The organism is Citrobacter sp. Cpo040 (genome assembly GCF_030332915.1).
Taxonomy (GTDB): Bacteria; Pseudomonadota; Gammaproteobacteria; order Enterobacterales; family Enterobacteriaceae; genus Citrobacter; species Citrobacter portucalensis.
The window spans coordinates 289,944-306,586 of sequence record NZ_JAOWGX010000034.1 but is presented as its reverse complement, the minus strand read 5'-3'; the positions used below and the strand labels follow the sequence as shown (position 1 = coordinate 306,586).

The 16,643-nt window shown below is 51.4% G+C and carries 13 protein-coding genes; 11 read left to right on the top strand and 2 right to left on the bottom strand.

Annotation, left to right across the window (positions count from 1 at the left end):
* Nucleotides 1-114 precede the first annotated feature (114 nt).
* Nucleotides 115-1,710: an acyl CoA:acetate/3-ketoacid CoA transferase gene (locus OGX86_RS06255; RefSeq protein ID WP_286639577.1), complete on the top strand. Its 1,596-nt coding sequence runs from the start codon at nt 115-117 to the stop codon at nt 1,708-1,710.
* A 13-nt stretch (nt 1,711-1,723) separates the two neighbouring features.
* Nucleotides 1,724-2,875 (top strand): acyl-CoA dehydrogenase, encoded by a 1,152-nt coding sequence (locus OGX86_RS06250; RefSeq protein ID WP_003832619.1) that lies wholly within the window; start codon nt 1,724-1,726, stop codon nt 2,873-2,875.
* Nucleotides 2,876-2,929: 54 nt separating this feature from the next.
* Here the strand turns inward: OGX86_RS06250 and OGX86_RS06245 are convergent, their stop codons facing one another.
* A complete protein-coding gene (locus tag OGX86_RS06245) occupies nt 2,930-3,820 on the bottom strand; it encodes an AraC family transcriptional regulator (RefSeq protein ID WP_032943176.1) in 891 nt (296 codons plus the stop codon).
* A gap of 505 nt (nt 3,821-4,325) precedes the next feature.
* On the opposite strand from OGX86_RS06245, the gene OGX86_RS06240 reads away from it, so the two are divergent.
* From OGX86_RS06240 to fadK, 5 genes are all read left to right on the top strand, one after another.
* Nucleotides 4,326-5,090, top strand: a complete 765-nt coding sequence (locus tag OGX86_RS06240) for an electron transfer flavoprotein (RefSeq protein WP_020996442.1) — start codon at nt 4,326-4,328, stop codon at nt 5,088-5,090.
* A gap of 21 nt (nt 5,091-5,111) precedes the next feature.
* Nucleotides 5,112-6,047, top strand: coding sequence for an electron transfer flavoprotein subunit alpha (locus OGX86_RS06235; RefSeq protein ID WP_286639575.1), 936 nt, complete (start codon nt 5,112-5,114; stop codon nt 6,045-6,047).
* Between the two features lie 57 nt (nt 6,048-6,104).
* Nucleotides 6,105-7,394 (top strand): FAD-dependent oxidoreductase, encoded by a 1,290-nt coding sequence (locus tag OGX86_RS06230; RefSeq protein ID WP_048226734.1) that lies wholly within the window; start codon nt 6,105-6,107, stop codon nt 7,392-7,394.
* Complete coding sequence (locus OGX86_RS06225) at nt 7,391-7,684, top strand: ferredoxin family protein (RefSeq protein WP_003832609.1); 294 nt, start codon at nt 7,391-7,393, stop codon at nt 7,682-7,684. Before OGX86_RS06230 ends, OGX86_RS06225 begins: the two co-directional genes overlap by 4 nt.
* Before the next feature lie 82 nt (nt 7,685-7,766).
* On the top strand, nt 7,767-9,404 hold the full coding sequence (gene fadK / locus OGX86_RS06220) for a medium-chain fatty-acid--CoA ligase (RefSeq protein WP_048226736.1): 1,638 nt from the start codon (nt 7,767-7,769) through the stop codon (nt 9,402-9,404).
* A gap of 67 nt (nt 9,405-9,471) precedes the next feature.
* On the opposite strand, the gene ppsA is transcribed toward fadK, so the two are convergent.
* On the bottom strand, nt 9,472-11,850 hold the full coding sequence (gene ppsA, locus OGX86_RS06215; RefSeq protein WP_003832604.1) for a phosphoenolpyruvate synthase: 2,379 nt from the start codon (nt 11,848-11,850) through the stop codon (nt 9,472-9,474).
* Between the two features lie 328 nt (nt 11,851-12,178).
* On the opposite strand from ppsA, the gene ppsR reads away from it, so the two are divergent.
* The 4 genes from ppsR (at nt 12,179) to OGX86_RS06195 (ending at nt 16,601) form a co-directional block, all read left to right on the top strand.
* Complete coding sequence (gene ppsR / locus OGX86_RS06210; RefSeq protein WP_003832602.1) at nt 12,179-13,012, top strand: posphoenolpyruvate synthetase regulatory kinase/phosphorylase PpsR; 834 nt, start codon at nt 12,179-12,181, stop codon at nt 13,010-13,012.
* A 126-nt stretch (nt 13,013-13,138) separates the two neighbouring features.
* A complete protein-coding gene (aroH, locus tag OGX86_RS06205; RefSeq protein WP_003030555.1) occupies nt 13,139-14,185 on the top strand; it encodes a 3-deoxy-7-phosphoheptulonate synthase AroH in 1,047 nt (348 codons plus the stop codon).
* Nucleotides 14,186-14,355: 170 nt separating this feature from the next.
* Nucleotides 14,356-14,544 carry a hemin uptake protein HemP gene (hemP, locus tag OGX86_RS06200; protein ID WP_003832599.1) on the top strand — a complete coding sequence of 63 codons (189 nt, stop codon included), beginning with the start codon at nt 14,356-14,358 and terminating at the stop codon, nt 14,542-14,544.
* 74 nt (nt 14,545-14,618) lie between these two features.
* Nucleotides 14,619-16,601, top strand: coding sequence for a TonB-dependent hemoglobin/transferrin/lactoferrin family receptor (locus OGX86_RS06195; protein WP_286639572.1), 1,983 nt, complete (start codon nt 14,619-14,621; stop codon nt 16,599-16,601).
* The last annotated feature ends 42 nt before the right edge of the window (nt 16,602-16,643 follow it).

The window sequence follows — 16,643 nt, the reverse complement described above, 5'->3', positions numbered from 1 at the left end:
AGATATTCGTCTAACCACGAATATCTGGCCGGTAATTAAGCGTTATTAAATAACTCACAATATTATTGTCGAATATAGCGACAGGTAGTCGCACGCATATAATCTGGAGTTCACATGAAATTTTCAAGGCCAAATCGTATAGATGGTCGGGTACCCGTATTATCCGCTGCAGATGCAGTCAATTATATTCCTGATGAAGCAACTCTTTGTGTATTAGGTGCAGGCGGGGGTATTCTCGAAGCAACAACATTAATTAACGCACTGGCTGAAAAATATAAAATTTCTCAGTCACCACGAAATTTAGCATTGATTAGTCCTACAGGTCTGGGTGACCGTGCCGGCCGGGGAATTAGTCCACTGGCACAGGAAGGTTTAGTCAAATGGGCATTATGCGGCCACTGGGGACAATCACCGCGAATCTCCGATCTGGCTGAACAAAATAAAATTTCCGCCTATAACTATCCTCAGGGCGTATTAACCCAAACCCTGCGTGCATCGGCGGCTCACCAGCCAGGGATCCTTAGTGATATCGGCATCGGTACATTTGTTGACCCTCGCCAACAGGGCGGTAAGCTGAATGAAGTGACCACCGAAGATCTGATCAAATTGGTGGAAATTGATAACAAAGAGTACCTGTATTACAAAGCCATTGCGCCAAACATCGCCTTTATTCGCGCCACCACTTGCGACAGTGAAGGCTACGCCACCTTTGAAGATGAAGTGATGTATCTTGATGCACTGGTGATTGCCCAGGCCGTACACAATAACGGTGGCATCGTTATGATGCAGGTGCAAAAGATGGTGAAGAAAGCCACGTTGCATCCGAAATCGGTGCGTATTCCCGGCTATCTGGTCGATATTGTGGTCATCGACCCCGACCAAACGCAACTGTACGGTGGCGCGCCGGTTAACCGCTTTATCTCTGGCGATTTTGTTCTCGATGACAGCCAGCAAACTCCCCTGCCGCTCAATCAGCGTAAACTGGTGGCCCGACGCGCCCTGTTTGAAATGCGCAAAGGTGCTGTCGGCAACGTTGGCGTAGGGATTGCCGATGGCATTGGCCTCGTCGCGCGCGAAGAAGGCTGTGCTGACGATTTTATTCTGACAGTCGAAACGGGTCCGATTGGCGGCATCACCTCTCAAGGTATTGCTTTCGGTGCCAACGTCAACACCCGCGCCATTCTGGATATGACCTCCCAGTTTGACTTCTATCACGGTGGCGGGCTGGATGTGTGCTATTTAAGTTTTGCTGAAGTGGATCGCCACGGCAACGTCGGCGTACACAAATTCAATGGCAAAATCATGGGTACCGGCGGTTTTATCGATATTAGCGCCACCTCCAAAAAAATTATTTTCTGCGGCACGTTAACTGCCGGAAGTCTGAAAACGGAAGTTGCGGACGGTAAGTTAAATATCGTGCAGGAAGGTCGGGTGAAAAAATTCGTCAACGAATTGCCTGAAGTGACTTTCAGCGGAAAAATTGCCCTCGAACGAGGACTTGATGTGCGTTACATCACCGAACGCGCTGTATTTACGTTAAAAGCAGATGGTCTTCATTTAATCGAAATTGCACCGGGAGTCTCTTTACAGGAAGACATTCTGGACAAGATGGATTTCACGCCAATTATTTCGCCAAATCTGAAACTGATGGACGAAAGATTATTTATCGATGCCTCGATGGGTTTTGTGTTACCCGACGCCGCCAATTAAAAGGAGTACTATGATGGACTTTTCTTTAACTGAAGAACAAGAACTGCTACTTGCCAGTATTCGAGAACTGATTACCAGCAATTTCCCGGAAGAATATTTCCGTACCTGCGATCAGACGGCGACCTACCCAAAAGAGTTTATGCGTGCCCTGGCGGACAACGGTATTTCGATGCTGGGCGTTCCGGAAGAGTTTGGTGGCATCCCGGCGGATTACGTCACACAGATGCTGGCGCTGATGGAAGTTTCAAAATGCGGCGCACCCGCTTTTTTGATCACTAACGGTCAGTGTATTCACAGTATGCGTCGTTTTGGATCCGCCGAACAGCTGCGTAAGACCGCAGAAAGCACCATGGAAACGGGCGATCCAGCGTATGCGCTGGCATTAACCGAACCGGGAGCTGGCTCCGACAACAACAGCGCGACCACCAGCTACACTCGCAAAAATGGTAAGGTCTATCTCAACGGGCAAAAAACCTTTATCACCGGCGCGAAAGAGTATCCATATATGCTGGTACTGGCCCGCGATCCGGAGCCAAAAGATCCGAAAAAAGCTTTTACGCTGTGGTGGGTCGATTCGAAGAAACCCGGCATTAAGGTTAATCCGCTGCATAAAATCGGCTGGCATATGCTCAGCACCTGCGAAGTCTATCTTGATGACGTCGAAGTGGACGAAAGCGATATGGTCGGAGAGGAAGGCATGGGTTTCCTCAACGTCATGTACAACTTCGAAATGGAACGTTTGATCAACGCTGCACGCAGTACCGGTTTTGCTGAATGCGCCTTCGAAGATGCCGCCCGTTACGCCAACCAGCGCATCGCATTCGGTAAGCCAATTGGTCACAATCAGATGATCCAGGAAAAACTGGCGCTGATGGCGATTAAAATCGATAACATGCGCAATATGGTGTTAAAAGTCGCCTGGCAGGCCGATCAGGAACAGTCTCTGCGCACCAGTGCAGCGCTGGCAAAACTGTATTGTGCACGTACTGCAATGGAAGTGATTGATGACGCCATTCAGATTATGGGTGGACTGGGTTACACCGACGAAGCACGCGTTTCCCGCTTCTGGCGTGATGTCCGCTGTGAACGCATTGGCGGTGGTACAGATGAAATCATGATTTACGTCGCGGGTCGCCAAATCCTGAAAGATTATCAGAATAAGTAAGCAGTAATGCTTGCCGGATAGCGCAAATGCGTTATCCGGCACGTGCCAGGTGAATCATATTTCTGGCATCAAACATTCTTGTTCTACAAGATTATTTTTAAACTGCTTACGATAATCGCTGGGAGTACAACCCACATGCCGCTGAAAGAGTTTGGCAAAGTGATCGACATTTTCATACCCTACCCGCCATGAAATTTCTGCCAACGAGGACTCCGTATTCGTCAGGGCAAATTTTGCCTCTGTCATTCGCCGCTGAATCACATAATTAATCGGCGAAATACGATATTCCTTAGTAAACTCGTGACAGATATAGCTCACGCTGGCTCGAAATTTCTTAGACAACTGTTCCAGCGTAATTTTCTCTCGGAAGTTGTTATTTAAATAAACCAACACATCTTTAATTAAGATATCTTTTTTAATATATCCCTGCTCAGAACGATAAGCATTTTTAAAGTTTTCGTAATATAAAACGGTTAATGCATAAGCAAAGGCGTCATAAGCGGAAGACGTCAGGTTATTCTTGCTCTGCGGGATCATAACACTCAGTTCATTAAAGATACTTTTAATAACCTCTTTGCCCTGGCTAACGCTAATAACCGGACACGAGTGCATCTGCAAGAGTTGGTTCTCCTGCCAGTCGTTGAAACGAAAACCGTAGAGCGCACAGGTGTAAGTGGTTGCAGGCGCGCTGCTATCGGAAGCAACCGCATGTAACCGCCCTTGCTCTATCACCACGATGTCACCCGCATGTGCGACATACAGCGAAGAGTCGATAATTAGTCTCGCGACACCCTTTTTTACATAGATAAGCTCTGTTTCATTGTCATGAACATGATGGCCCGACTCCCAGTTAGGATCATCACTGATGACGAATCGCGAAAATCTCGGGGTTTTTCCCTGTTCAAAAAGGGTCTCCATGGCATTATCAAAACAGCGTTGATACATGACAACCTCCACCGAAAGGCAGTAATTTTGCGGATAGTTAATATTGAAAAGTAAAAACGATGATGATGTTATACAACGTTATTCTGTCCAGGCGAAACAAAATTATTTGCGTCGTCTGCAAGATGACACCACCAACTTCAGCACGCTGCTCGCGCAAATTTTTTTATTTTAAAATAACAGGAAAGTATAAATGTTATTAAGTCAGCAATAATAATTTACACACCAGAAACAAAGTGCGTGCAGAAACGGATAAAAATATGATCCATTTCTCAAAAAAACGTCTCGATTTTATTTCCATATTTATCACTTTAACACCCGACGTCGTCTTTACGTTCATAAATTCAGCATTCCTAAAGTCCTTTTTTTTGCAAGATTGTTGGGAATGAAAACAGATTGCCCCGTCGAAAACGGTCCCCCTCTGCCGCACACTATTTTCAGTCAATTTTCCCTACTGTTGATGATGTCACTCCCCGTCATCATCCACACGAGAATCACTGGAGATGCCATGAAACTAATAACCTGCTTTAAGTTGGTGCCTGAAGAACAGGACATTGTTGTTACCCCAGAACGTTCGCTTAACTTTGACCGGGCCGATGCCAAAATCAGTCAGTTTGATTTGAATGCAATAGAGGCCGCGACGCAACTTAGTGCGGAAGGTGATGAAATTGTCGCCTTAACGGTTGGCGGCTCGCTACTGCAAAACTCCAAAGTGCGTAAAGACGTACTGTCCCGCGGGCCGGACAGTTTGTTTATGGTGCAGGATCCCCAACTGGAGCATTCATTACCGCGAGACACGGCTCAGGCGCTGGCCTGCGCGGCCAAAAACATTGAATTCGACCTGATGCTGTTCGGCGAAGGGTCTGGAGACATCTACGCCCAGCAGGTTGGCTTACTGGTTGGCGAACTCTTACAACTTCCAGTGATTAACGCCGTCAGCAACATCCAACGTAACGGCGATCGCATTGTGGTTGAACGTACGCTGGAAGACGAAGTTGAAGTGATTGAACTGTCGCTCCCCGCCGTGCTGTGCGTAACCTCGGATATCAACACGCCGCGTATTCCCTCGATGAAAGCCATTCTGGGCGCAGGTAAAAAACCGGTCACACCGTGGCAAGCCAGCGATATTGGCTGGACACCTGCCTCACCGTTAGCAGAACTGGTGAGCCTCACCGTTCCGCCACAAACAGAACGTAAGCACATCATTCTGGAAAATGACTCAGCAGAAGCCATCGCCGAGCTGGCTGAGCATCTGAAAAAAGCCCTGAACTAAGCCCAACGGAGAGAAATTATCATGAGTAAATTAGCTAACGTATGGGTGTTCAGCGATAACGTAGAACGCTATGCAGAATTAATGGCCGGCGCACGCCTGTGGGGTGAACAGGTGCACCTTATTGTACAAGGCAACGAACAGGTCAATCAGGTTAAACCTCTGGGTGCCGATGAGATAGTCGTGCTTGAAGCAACCTCTGGTTTACAGCGTGTTGAAAATTTTGCCGAGACCATCACCGCCCTGATACAAGAACATACCGGGCTATTGCTGATGCCAGCTACTAAACGCGCTAAATCCCTTGGTGCGCGGTTAAGTATTCAGCTCAATGCAGCGATGGTAAATGACGCCACGTCGGTAACGCTTGATGATGGCTCACTGTTCGCAGAACACCGTATGTACGGTGGCCTGGCATTCGGCAAAGAAAAAATCAAAACAACTCAGGCAATTATCACCCTTGCCCTAGGCGTACTTGAACCGGTAGAGGCTAATGCTTCACATACCTGCCCTGTAGTCTCTGCACCTTACATCGCACCGCACCATGAAATTATGTGCCAGGAACGTCGCGCCAAATCCGTGAGCAGCGTGGATCTCAGCAAAGCCAAACGTGTGGTGGGTGTGGGCCGCGGCCTGGTTGCGCAAAACGATCTGGATATGGTGCACCAGTTGGCATCTGTACTGGGTGCAGAAGTGGGTTGTTCACGACCGATTGCCGAAGGCGAAAACTGGATGGAACGCGAACGCTACATCGGCGTTTCTGGCGTGTTACTGAAATCGGACCTTTACCTCACCCTCGGCATTTCAGGACAAATTCAGCATATGGTCGGCGGCAACGGCGCGAAAGTCATTGTCGCCATCAACAAAGATAAGAAAGCCCCTATTTTCAATTACGCCGATTACGGACTGGTCGGCGACATCTACAAAGTCGTTCCGGCTCTTATCGAGCATCTCAGCCGCTAACCCCCACATTTAACGCACATATCCCGCTGCCCTCGCAGCGGGAAGGGAGCATAAAGCATGTCAGATGAAAAATTTGATGCCATTGTGGTCGGTGCTGGCGTGGCGGGTACGGTTGCAGGCTACGTGATGGCTCAGGCCGGACTGGACGTACTGGTCATCGAGCGCGGAAACAGTGCAGGTAGTAAAAATATGACCGGCGGAAGACTCTATGCACATAGTCTTGAGCGCATCATGCCGGGGTTCGCGCAGGAAGCGCCGCTCGAGCGTAAAGTCACCCGCGAAAAAATCTCTTTTCTGACCGAAGAAAGCGCCGTCACTCTCGATTTCCATCGTGAAAAAGCTGACGCACCAACGCAGGATTCGTATACCGTTTTGCGTAACAGACTTGACCCATGGCTAATGGATAAGGCGGAACAAGCTGGCGTGCAGTTCATCCCCGGCGTGCGCGTCGATGCCCTAATCCGCGAAGGTAATAAGGTCACCGGAGTCCAGGCCGGTGACGATATCCTGGAAGCCAATATTGTCATCCTTGCCGATGGCGTCAACTCTATGCTGGGGCGGTCCCTGGGGATGGTTCCGCCCTCTTCTGCACATCACTATGCCGTTGGCGTAAAAGAGCTGATCGGCTTACCTCCAGCGGTCATTGCAGATCGCTTCAATCTTTCAGGTAATGAAGGCGCGGCCTGGCTGTTTGCAGGCTCACCGTCTGATGGGTTGATGGGAGGCGGATTTTTGTATACCAACCAGGACTCCATCTCTCTGGGTCTGGTGTGTGGTCTGGGGGATATTGCCCATGCCACAAAAAGCATTCCACAAATGCTGGAAGACTTTAAACAACATCCAACTATTCGGCCATTGATTGCCGGTGGAGAACTACTGGAATATTCCGCGCATATGGTGCCGGAAGGCGGTCTGGCAATGGTTCCAAAGTTGGTCGATGACGGTGTGATGATCGTGGGCGATGCCGCCGGTTTCTGTTTGAACCTGGGTTTCACGGTGCGAGGTATGGATTTGGCCATCGCTTCCGCAGAAGCCGCTGCCCAAACAGCTATTGCAGCAAAAGAACGCCAGGATTTCTCTGCCAGCAGCCTGATGGGCTACAAGCGCGCGCTCGAACAGGGCTGTGTGATGCGTGATTTACAGCATTTTCGCAAGATCCCGGCGTTAATGGAAAACCCACGGCTGTTCACTCAGTATCCGCGTATGGTGGCCGACATCATGAGCGATATGTTCACCGTTGACGGACGTCCAAATCAACCGGTTCGCAAGATGATTATGTCCCACGCAAAACAAATCGGGCTGATGAACTTACTGAAAGACGGTATCAAGGGGGCAACTGCACTATGAATCAGGACAATACCGTTAACGTTGACGTCAAACTGGGCGTCAATAAATTCAATGTCGATGAAGGCCACCCGCACATCATCCTGGCCGAACATCCAGACCTTAATGAATTTCGCAAGCTGCTGAAAGCCTGCCCCGCCGGGCTGTATAAGCAGGACGAGAGTGGAAACATTCATTTTGATTCTGCTGGTTGCCTGGAGTGCGGAACGTGTCGAGTACTGTGCGGCGACACAATCCTCGACCAATGGGAATATCCGGTCGGAACATTTGGCGTTGATTTTCGCTACGGCTAATGGATTTTGCCTGTAGTACACCGGATCGGCCACGCCGGCCATCCGGTCAGATGTATGCCGAAATCATCCTGGGAATAACTTCATGAGTATCACACTAACGTTTAACGCCGAACGCCGCGAAGTCTGGCGGCAACAGGGTTTATGGGGAGATGCTTCGCTTGGCGATTACTGGAACCAAACTGCCAGAGCCATGCCAGATAAAATCGCCGTGGTTGATAACCATGGCGCTTCATACACCTATGCTGCACTCGACAGCGCGGCCAGCAGTCTGGCAACCTGGTTTTTAGCCTGCGGTATTCAACCCGGCGATCGCATTGCCTTCCAGTTACCGGGCTGGTGCGAGTTTACGATTATCTACCTGGCCTGCCTGAAAACCGGGGCCGTTTCCGTACCGCTGCTGCCAGCGTGGCGTGAAGCAGAGCTGGTATGGGTGCTGAATAAGTGCAAAGCGAAGATTTTTTTCGCACCGACGCTGTTTAAACAAACCCGACCGGTCGATCTGATCCTCCCCTTACAAAACCAGTTGCCGCATCTGCAACAGATCGTTGCCGTGGATAAACTGGCTCCGGCAACTACCTCGCTGGCGCTCAGTCAACTGCTTTTAGCTCCGCCTTTAACCCAGACGATTAATGTTCACGCCGATGAACTGGCGGCGGTGTTGTTTACCTCCGGTACCGAGGGAATGCCAAAAGGCGTAATGCTGACCCACAACAACATCCTTGCCAGCGAGCGCGCCTATTGTGCCCGCCTCAATCTCACCTGGCAGGATGTGTTTTTGATGCCCGCACCACTGGGACACGCTACCGGTTTTCTGCATGGCGTTACCGCACCGTTTTTAATCGGCGCACGCAGCGTATTGTTAGACATTTTCACCCCAATCGCCTGTCTTGAACTGCTGGAGCAACAACACTGTACCTGTGTGCTCGGCGCAACGCCCTTCGTCTACGACATGTTGTGTAGCATGGAAAAACGGCCACGCGACCTCTCATCGCTACGCTTTTTCTTATGTGGGGGCACAACCATTCCACAAAAGATTGCCCGTGACTGCCAGCAGCTCGGCATAAAATTATTAAGCATTTATGGCTCGACAGAGAGTTCACCGCATGCGCTGGTCAATCTCGATGATTCGCTTTCTCGCATGATGAATACCGACGGATATGCTGCTGCAGGCGTCGAAATTAAAGTGGTCGACGAAGCACGCAATACGTTGCCCGCGGGGGTAGAAGGTGAAGAAGCTTCGCGTGGTCCCAATGTGTTTATGGGCTACCTCGATGAACCCGAACTCACCGCCCGCGCGCTGGATCAAGACGGCTGGTATTACAGCGGCGACTTATGCCGAATGGACGATGCGGGGTACATCAAAATCACCGGACGGAAAAAAGATATCATTGTCCGCGGTGGAGAAAACATCAGCAGCCGCGAAGTTGAGGATATTTTATTGCAGCATCCTCGCATTCACGATGCCTGTGTTGTCGCGATGCCGGATGAACGTTTAGGTGAAAGGTCGTGTGCTTACGTGGTCCTAAAACCTCCACATCATTCGTTGTCGCTGGAATCAGTGGTGGCCTTTTTTAGCCGCAAGCGAGTGGCAAAGTACAAATACCCTGAGCACATTGTGATCGTGGAGAAATTACCGCGCACGGCGTCCGGTAAAGTACAAAAATACCAGCTTCGTCAGGATATTATTCAGCGTTTGAGCGTGGAGAGTATTACAGGATAAAGCGCCGGATGGCGATGCTAACGCATCTTATCCGGCCTACGTTGAATAGGCCGGATAAGGCATGATATTACTTGTTCAGTTCAGCCAGACTCAGCCAGGTTTGTACGACGGTGTCCGGGTTCAGCGACAGGCTGTCGATCCCCTCTTCCATCAGCCAGGCTGCGAAGTCTTCGTGGTCAGAAGGTCCCTGGCCGCAAATACCCACGTATTTACCCTGTTTCTTGGCTGCACGAATCGCCATCGACAGCAGTGCTTTCACCGCGTCGTTACGCTCATCAAACAGTTCAGAAACTACACCAGAGTCACGATCCAGACCCAGCGCCAACTGCGTCATGTCGTTTGAGCCGATGGAGAAACCGTCGAAGTATTCGAGGAACTGCTCGGCCAGCAAGGCGTTAGACGGGATCTCACACATCATGATGATCTTCAGTCCGTTCTCGCCGCGTTTCAGCCCCTGGCGTGCCAGCTCTTCCACCACCGCTTTCGCCTGGGCAACGGTACGTACAAACGGTACCATCACTTCAACGTTAGTCAGGCCCATGTCGTTACGGACACGTTTTACTGCGTCGCATTCCAGCGCGAAGCAGTCGCGGAAGCTGTCGGCAACATAACGGCCCGCCCCACGGAAGCCCAGCATCGGGTTCTCTTCATGCGGTTCATAACGCTCACCGCCGACCAGGTTGGCATATTCGTTGGACTTAAAGTCCGACATACGCACGATGACGCGTTTTGGATAAAACGCCGCACCCAGCGTCGCGATCCCTTCCGTCAGACGACCGACATAGAATTCACGCGGAGAATCGAAACCTTTCATCATGGCGCGAATTTCATTTTGCAGCTCAGGCGTCTGGTCATCGAACTCCAGCAGCGCACGCGGGTGTACGCCAATCATGCGGTTGATGATAAATTCCAGACGCGCCAGGCCGACGCCTTCGTTTGGCAGACAGGCGAAGTCGAAAGCCCGGTCCGGGTTACCGACGTTCATCATCACCTTCAACGGCAGATCCGGCATGGTCTCTACGCTGGAACTCTTCACGCTAAAGTCGAGCATGTCAGCGTAAACATAACCGGTATCGCCTTCGGCACAGGAGACGGTTACCTTCTCACCATCTTTCATGCGCTCGGTCGCATCGCCACAGCCCACCACGGCCGGGATCCCCAGTTCACGGGCAATGATTGCCGCGTGACAGGTACGACCGCCACGGTTAGTGACAATTGCTGCCGCTTTCTTCATGATCGGTTCCCAGTCCGGGTCGGTCATGTCGGTAACCAGTACGTCGCCTGGTTCGATGCGGTTCATTTCGCTGATGTCATGAATGACTTTAACCGGACCCGCGCCAATGCGGTGGCCGATGGCGCGACCTTCAGCAATAATTTTACCCTGAGCATGCAGCGTATAACGCTCCATCACCTGACCGCGAGAACGCACGGTTTCCGGACGCGCCTGAACAATGAACAGCTTGCCGGTATGGCCGTCTTTCGCCCATTCGATGTCCATTGGACGACCGTAGTGCTTCTCGATCTGCACCGCCTGCTTAGCCAGTTCCTGCACTTCTTCGTTAGTCAGGGAGAAAATGTCGCGTTGTTCCTGCGGGACATCTTCAATGGTCACCTGCTTACCGTGTTCCTGGGTCGGCGCGTAAATCATGCGGATTTTTTTCGATCCCATTGTGCGACGGACGATCGCCGGACGGTTAGCCGCCAGGGTCGGTTTGTGCACGTAGAATTCATCCGGGTTAACGGCGCCCTGCACGACCATTTCGCCCAGGCCCCAGGCGGACGTGATAAAGACAACCTGGTCGAAACCGGATTCGGTATCGATGGAGAACATTACGCCTGAGGACGCGAGGTCAGAACGTACCATCCGCTGAACGCCAGCAGAGAGCGCGACGCCACGGTGGTCATAGCCCTGGTGAACACGATAAGAGATCGCGCGGTCGTTAAACAGCGAGGCAAATACGTGTTTGATGGCAACCAGTACGGCATCAAATCCCTGGACGTTGAGGAAGGTTTCCTGCTGACCGGCAAATGACGCATCTGGCATATCTTCTGCGGTAGCGGAAGAACGCACGGCAAAAGAGGCATTGGCATCGTCCGCTGACAACTGCGCGTAGGCATCGCGGACGGCATTTTCCAGTTCGGGCTGGAAAGGAGTGTCGATAATCCACTGGCGGATCTGTGCCCCGGCTTTCGCAAGCTCAGTGACATCGTCGATATCCGTTTTATCCAGCAGCTCATAAATGCGCTGGTTTACACCGCTCTGGTCCAGAAACTGGTTAAACGCATCGGCGGTCGTTGCAAAACCATTCGGTACGGAAACACCCATACCTGAAAGGTTAGTAATCATTTCACCCAGGGAGGCATTTTTGCCTCCAACTCTGTCTACATCATTCATGCCGAGTTGGTTATACCAAAGCACCAGCGGTGACGAGCCATTGTTGGACATCGAACAATCCTTATATATGAACGAGGTTAGGAAACTCAATTTTGCGTAATTATCTTGGCATATTTACTCCGGCGAAAAAAACGGTGAATCGTTCAAGCAACTTTATTTTTTATTTTTTCAGATTGTTTCCGCATTTGCGCAAACCCGCGAGCCACACGGGATCACCACAAAAAAGACCGGTATAAACATTTGTTCCGAAAAATGAAATGTACTTTTCAGTAAATATAAAAATACCGTTTCATTTTATAAAATAGATGCAGCAATATTCGCTTCTGGCGAATTTTAATTTATGCTTTCAGAGAATTATATCTGCCCCAGGATGAGCAAAATGGATAATGCTGTTGATCGCCACGTATTTTATATTTCTGATGGTACGGCCATCACCGCCGAGGTATTGGGTCACGCGGTGATGTCGCAATTTCCGGTCACGATCAGCAGCATTACGCTGCCGTTTGTGGAAAATGAGAGTCGTGCGCGCGCGGTTAAAGACCAGATTGACGCGATCTACCAACAAACTGGCGTGCGCCCTTTGGTGTTTTACTCCATCGTCCTGCCGGAAATTCGCTCGATCATTCTGCAAAGCGAAGGATTTTGTCAGGATATCGTGCAGGCGCTGGTTGCCCCACTGCAACACGAGATGAAACTCGACCCTACGCCTATCGCCCATCGCACGCACGGTCTGAATCCCGGTAACCTCAACAAGTACGACGCGCGCATTGCTGCCATTGACTACACCCTCGCCCACGACGACGGTATTTCGTTGCGCAACCTCGATCAGGCGCAGGTGATCCTGCTCGGCGTTTCCCGTTGCGGCAAAACCCCGACCAGTTTGTATCTGGCCATGCAGTTTGGTATCCGCGCGGCCAACTACCCCTTTATTGCCGATGATATGGATAATCTGGTACTGCCCACTTCCCTCAAGCCGTTGCAGCATAAGCTGTTCGGTCTGACTATCGACCCTGAGCGCCTGGCGGCCATCCGCGAAGAACGCCGTGAGAACAGCCGTTACGCCTCGCTGCGTCAGTGCCGTATGGAAGTCGCTGAGGTAGAAGCGCTGTACCGGAAAAACCAGATCCCTTGGCTGAACAGTACCAATTATTCGGTAGAAGAGATTGCTACCAAGATCCTCGATATCATGGGACTGAATCGTCGCATGTACTAGAATGCTAGTGCATTGGTTCGATTTTTTGTTATTATGCTCGCCACCAGGCAGGATGAGTGTGATATTGTGATGTACATCACTTCCCGGTAGTCCTGCCGTTGAAGCAACAAATTTCTGAGACAAGTAATGAACAGAACCGATGAACTCCGTACTGCGCGTATTGACAACCTGGTCACTCCAGCAGAGCTTGCGCAACGGCATCCTGTTTCATCCTCCGTCGCCCGTCATGTTACGGACTCCCGACGTCGGATAGAAAAAATTTTAAATGGTGAAGACCCCCGTTTACTGGTGATCGTAGGTCCCTGCTCGATTCACGATCTTGATGCCGCGATGGAATACGCGACACGATTACAGGCGCTGCGCACTAAGCACCAGGCGCGTCTGGAAATCGTGATGCGTACCTATTTTGAAAAACCACGCACCGTCGTAGGCTGGAAAGGCCTGATTTCCGACCCGGATTTGAACGGCAGTTATCGTGTAAACCACGGTATTGAACTGGCGCGAAAACTGCTGTTGCAGGTCAACGAACTGGGCGTCCCCACGGCGACTGAATTCCTCGACATGGTGACCGGCCAGTTTATTGCCGATTTAATCAGTTGGGGAGCTATTGGCGCGCGCACCACCGAAAGTCAGATCCATCGTGAAATGGCCTCCGCGCTCTCCTGCCCGGTCGGCTTTAAGAACGGAACGGATGGCAACACGCGCATCGCCGTCGATGCGATTCGCGCCTCCCGCGCCAGTCACATGTTCCTCTCGCCGGATAAAACCGGCCAGATGACCATTTACCAGACCAGCGGTAACCCTTACGGGCATATCATCATGCGTGGCGGTAAAAAGCCGAATTATTATGCTGAAGATATTGCTGCCGCCTGCGATACCCTGCACGAATTTTCCCTGCCTGAGCATCTGGTGGTCGATTTTAGCCACGGCAATTGCCAGAAGCAGCATCGCCGTCAGTTGGACGTTTGTGATGATGTATGCCAGCAAATTCGCAATGGTTCGACGGCGATTGCCGGGATTATGGCGGAGAGTTTCCTGCGTGAAGGTACGCAAAAAATCGTTAGCGGCCAGCCGCTGGTTTACGGTCAGTCCATTACCGACCCGTGCCTGAACTGGGAAGATACCGAACTGTTGGTTGAAAAACTCGCCTCTGCGGTTGATAGCCGTTTTTAATGCTGTTCGCCGGGCAATATCAGCTTGCCCGGCGCTAATCCCTTGTTTTTCCCTTTCTTATTGCGCAAAAAACGTTCTCGTCACAATTATTTCACAAAAACGCTTGCCGCAAATTTGCAGTTTGATGATAATGATTATCATTGTTACATTGATTGTTATTTTTAAACACTATGTCACGTATGGATAACACAACGGCAACGCCTGCAAAAGACAAAACACCGCCTTCCGTCGCGCCAAACGACCGACGAATTGACAGTAAAACCCTGCTTGGTAACGAAGGACGCGTGATCATAGAACATGATGGTCAGCACTACCTGCTGCGCCAGACACAAGCCGGAAAACTCATTCTGACTAAATAAACAACACATTTCGCCAGCCACCCAGGTCATACCCAGGCAGCCAGCGCTTTTCGATTTCCTAATGGAGAGTTGCTATGCCTTACCTGCACACCGCTTCCCTGCGCCCATCGCTGTTGGCGCTGGCGATTATCGGTAACCTGCCCGCCGTCGCCTATGCGGCGGTCGAGGATATGACCGTTACCGCCACCGGCAATGCCCGTAGCGCCTTTGAAGCACCGATGATGGTCAGCGTCATTGACGCCACTGCACCAGAAAACCAAACCGCCAGCTCAGCTGCCGACCTGTTACGTAAGGTTCCGGGCCTGACCCTTGATGGTACGGGCCGTACCAACGGCCAGGACGTGAATCTGCGCGGGTATGATCGACGCGGCGTTCTGGTGCTGGTTGACGGCGTTCGCCAGGGAACCGACACCGGACACCTGAACAGTACCTTCCTCGACCCGGCGCTTATCAAACGCATCGAAGTCGTGCGTGGCCCTTCCGCACTACTGTACGGTAGCGGCGCGCTAGGCGGCGTGATCGCCTATGACACTGCAGATGCCAAAGATCTACTGGAAGTCGGGCAAAACAGTGGTTATCGCGTGTTCGGTACCGCGGCGACCGGCGATCACAGTCTCGGCATGGGTGCCAGCACGTATGGCCGTACCGATACGCTGGACGGACTGCTTGCCTGGTCCAGCCGCGATCGCGGTGATTTACGCCAGAGTGACGGTACTACTGCGCCGAATGACGAAGCAATTAATAATATGCTGGCGAAAGGTAGCTGGAAAATTGACAGCGCCCAGACGCTGGCCGGTTCGCTGCGTTACTACAACAATGACGCCCGGGAACCTAAAAACCCGCAGACCAGCGCGGCAGATGCCAGCAATCCGATGACCAACCGTTCAACGATCCAGCGAGATGCACAGCTGACCTACTCGCTCGCTCCGGCGGACAATGACTGGCTGAACGCTGACGCCCGTATCTACTGGTCCGAAGCGCGCATTAATGCTCAGAACGCAGATAACACTGGCGAATTTCGCAAGCAAACCACCAAAGGCGGGAAGATCGACAACCGCAGCCGCCTGTTTACCGACTCTTTTGCATCTCACTTGTTGACCTACGGCGGTGAATACTATCGTCAGGAACAACAACCGGGAGGAGCAACAACTGGCTTCCCGGAGGCTAAGATCGATTTCAGCTCCGGCTGGCTACAGGATGAAATCACCCTGCGCGACCTGCCGGTTACGCTGCTGGGCGGTACCCGTTATGACTCTTATCGCGGCAGCAGCGACGGCTATGAAGATGTCGATGCCGATAAATGGTCGTCCCGCGCCGGATTAACGGTTGCGCCAACTGACTGGCTGATGCTGTTCGGTTCATACGCTCAGGCTTTCCGTGCCCCGACTATGGGCGAGATGTATAACGATGCGAAACACTTTTCGATTGGTCGTTTTTACACCAACTACTGGGTGCCGAACCCTAACCTGCGCCCGGAAACCAACGAAACACGGGAATACGGATTTGGCCTGCGCTTTGACGATCTTCTGATGGCGAGCGACGCGCTCGAATTTAAAGCCAGCTATTTCGACACCAAAGCGAAAGATTACATCTCCACCAGCGTCGATTTCGCCGCTGCGACAACCACGTCCTATAACGTACCCAACGCCAAAATCTGGGGCTGGGACGTGATGGCGAAATATTCCACCGACCTGTTCAGCCTCGACATGGCCTATAACCGCACACGCGGAAAAGATACTGACACCGGCGAATACATTTCCAGCATTAACCCTGACACCGTCACCAGCAAACTGAATGTGCCGGTTGCGCACAGCGGTTTCTCTGTCGGCTGGATAGGGACATTTGCTGACCGTTCAACGCATATCAGCAGCACCTACGCTAAACAGCCCGGCTATGCGGTAAACGATTTCTACGTGAGCTATCAGGGCCAACAAGCGCTGAAAGGCATGACCACCATGCTGCTACTGGGCAACGCCTTCGACAAAGAGTACTGGTCACCGCAAGGCATTCCGCAGGATGGTCGTAATGGCAAAATTTTCGTGAGTTATCAGTGGTAATCACTTTTCCCCGGTTCGCCGGGGCCGCAATCTGGAAGGAAG

Bases quoted from the DNA above. Each gene is read 5' to 3' on its own strand.
- OGX86_RS06255 (WP_286639577.1), top strand. From the start codon at position 115: ATGAAATTTTCAAGGCCAAATCGTATAGATGGTCGGGTACCCGTATTA.
- OGX86_RS06250 (WP_003832619.1), top strand. From the start codon at position 1,724: ATGGACTTTTCTTTAACTGAAGAACAAGAACTGCTACTTGCCAGTATT.
- OGX86_RS06245 (WP_032943176.1), bottom strand. From the start codon at position 3,820: ATGTATCAACGCTGTTTTGATAATGCCATGGAGACCCTTTTTGAACAG.
- OGX86_RS06240 (WP_020996442.1), top strand. From the start codon at position 4,326: ATGAAACTAATAACCTGCTTTAAGTTGGTGCCTGAAGAACAGGACATT.
- OGX86_RS06235 (WP_286639575.1), top strand. From the start codon at position 5,112: ATGAGTAAATTAGCTAACGTATGGGTGTTCAGCGATAACGTAGAACGC.
- OGX86_RS06230 (WP_048226734.1), top strand. From the start codon at position 6,105: ATGTCAGATGAAAAATTTGATGCCATTGTGGTCGGTGCTGGCGTGGCG.
- OGX86_RS06225 (WP_003832609.1), top strand. From the start codon at position 7,391: ATGAATCAGGACAATACCGTTAACGTTGACGTCAAACTGGGCGTCAAT.
- fadK (WP_048226736.1), top strand. From the start codon at position 7,767: ATGAGTATCACACTAACGTTTAACGCCGAACGCCGCGAAGTCTGGCGG.
- ppsA (WP_003832604.1), bottom strand. From the start codon at position 11,850: ATGTCCAACAATGGCTCGTCACCGCTGGTGCTTTGGTATAACCAACTC.
- ppsR (WP_003832602.1), top strand. From the start codon at position 12,179: ATGGATAATGCTGTTGATCGCCACGTATTTTATATTTCTGATGGTACG.
- aroH (WP_003030555.1), top strand. From the start codon at position 13,139: ATGAACAGAACCGATGAACTCCGTACTGCGCGTATTGACAACCTGGTC.
- hemP (WP_003832599.1), top strand. From the start codon at position 14,356: ATGTCACGTATGGATAACACAACGGCAACGCCTGCAAAAGACAAAACA.
- OGX86_RS06195 (WP_286639572.1), top strand. From the start codon at position 14,619: ATGCCTTACCTGCACACCGCTTCCCTGCGCCCATCGCTGTTGGCGCTG.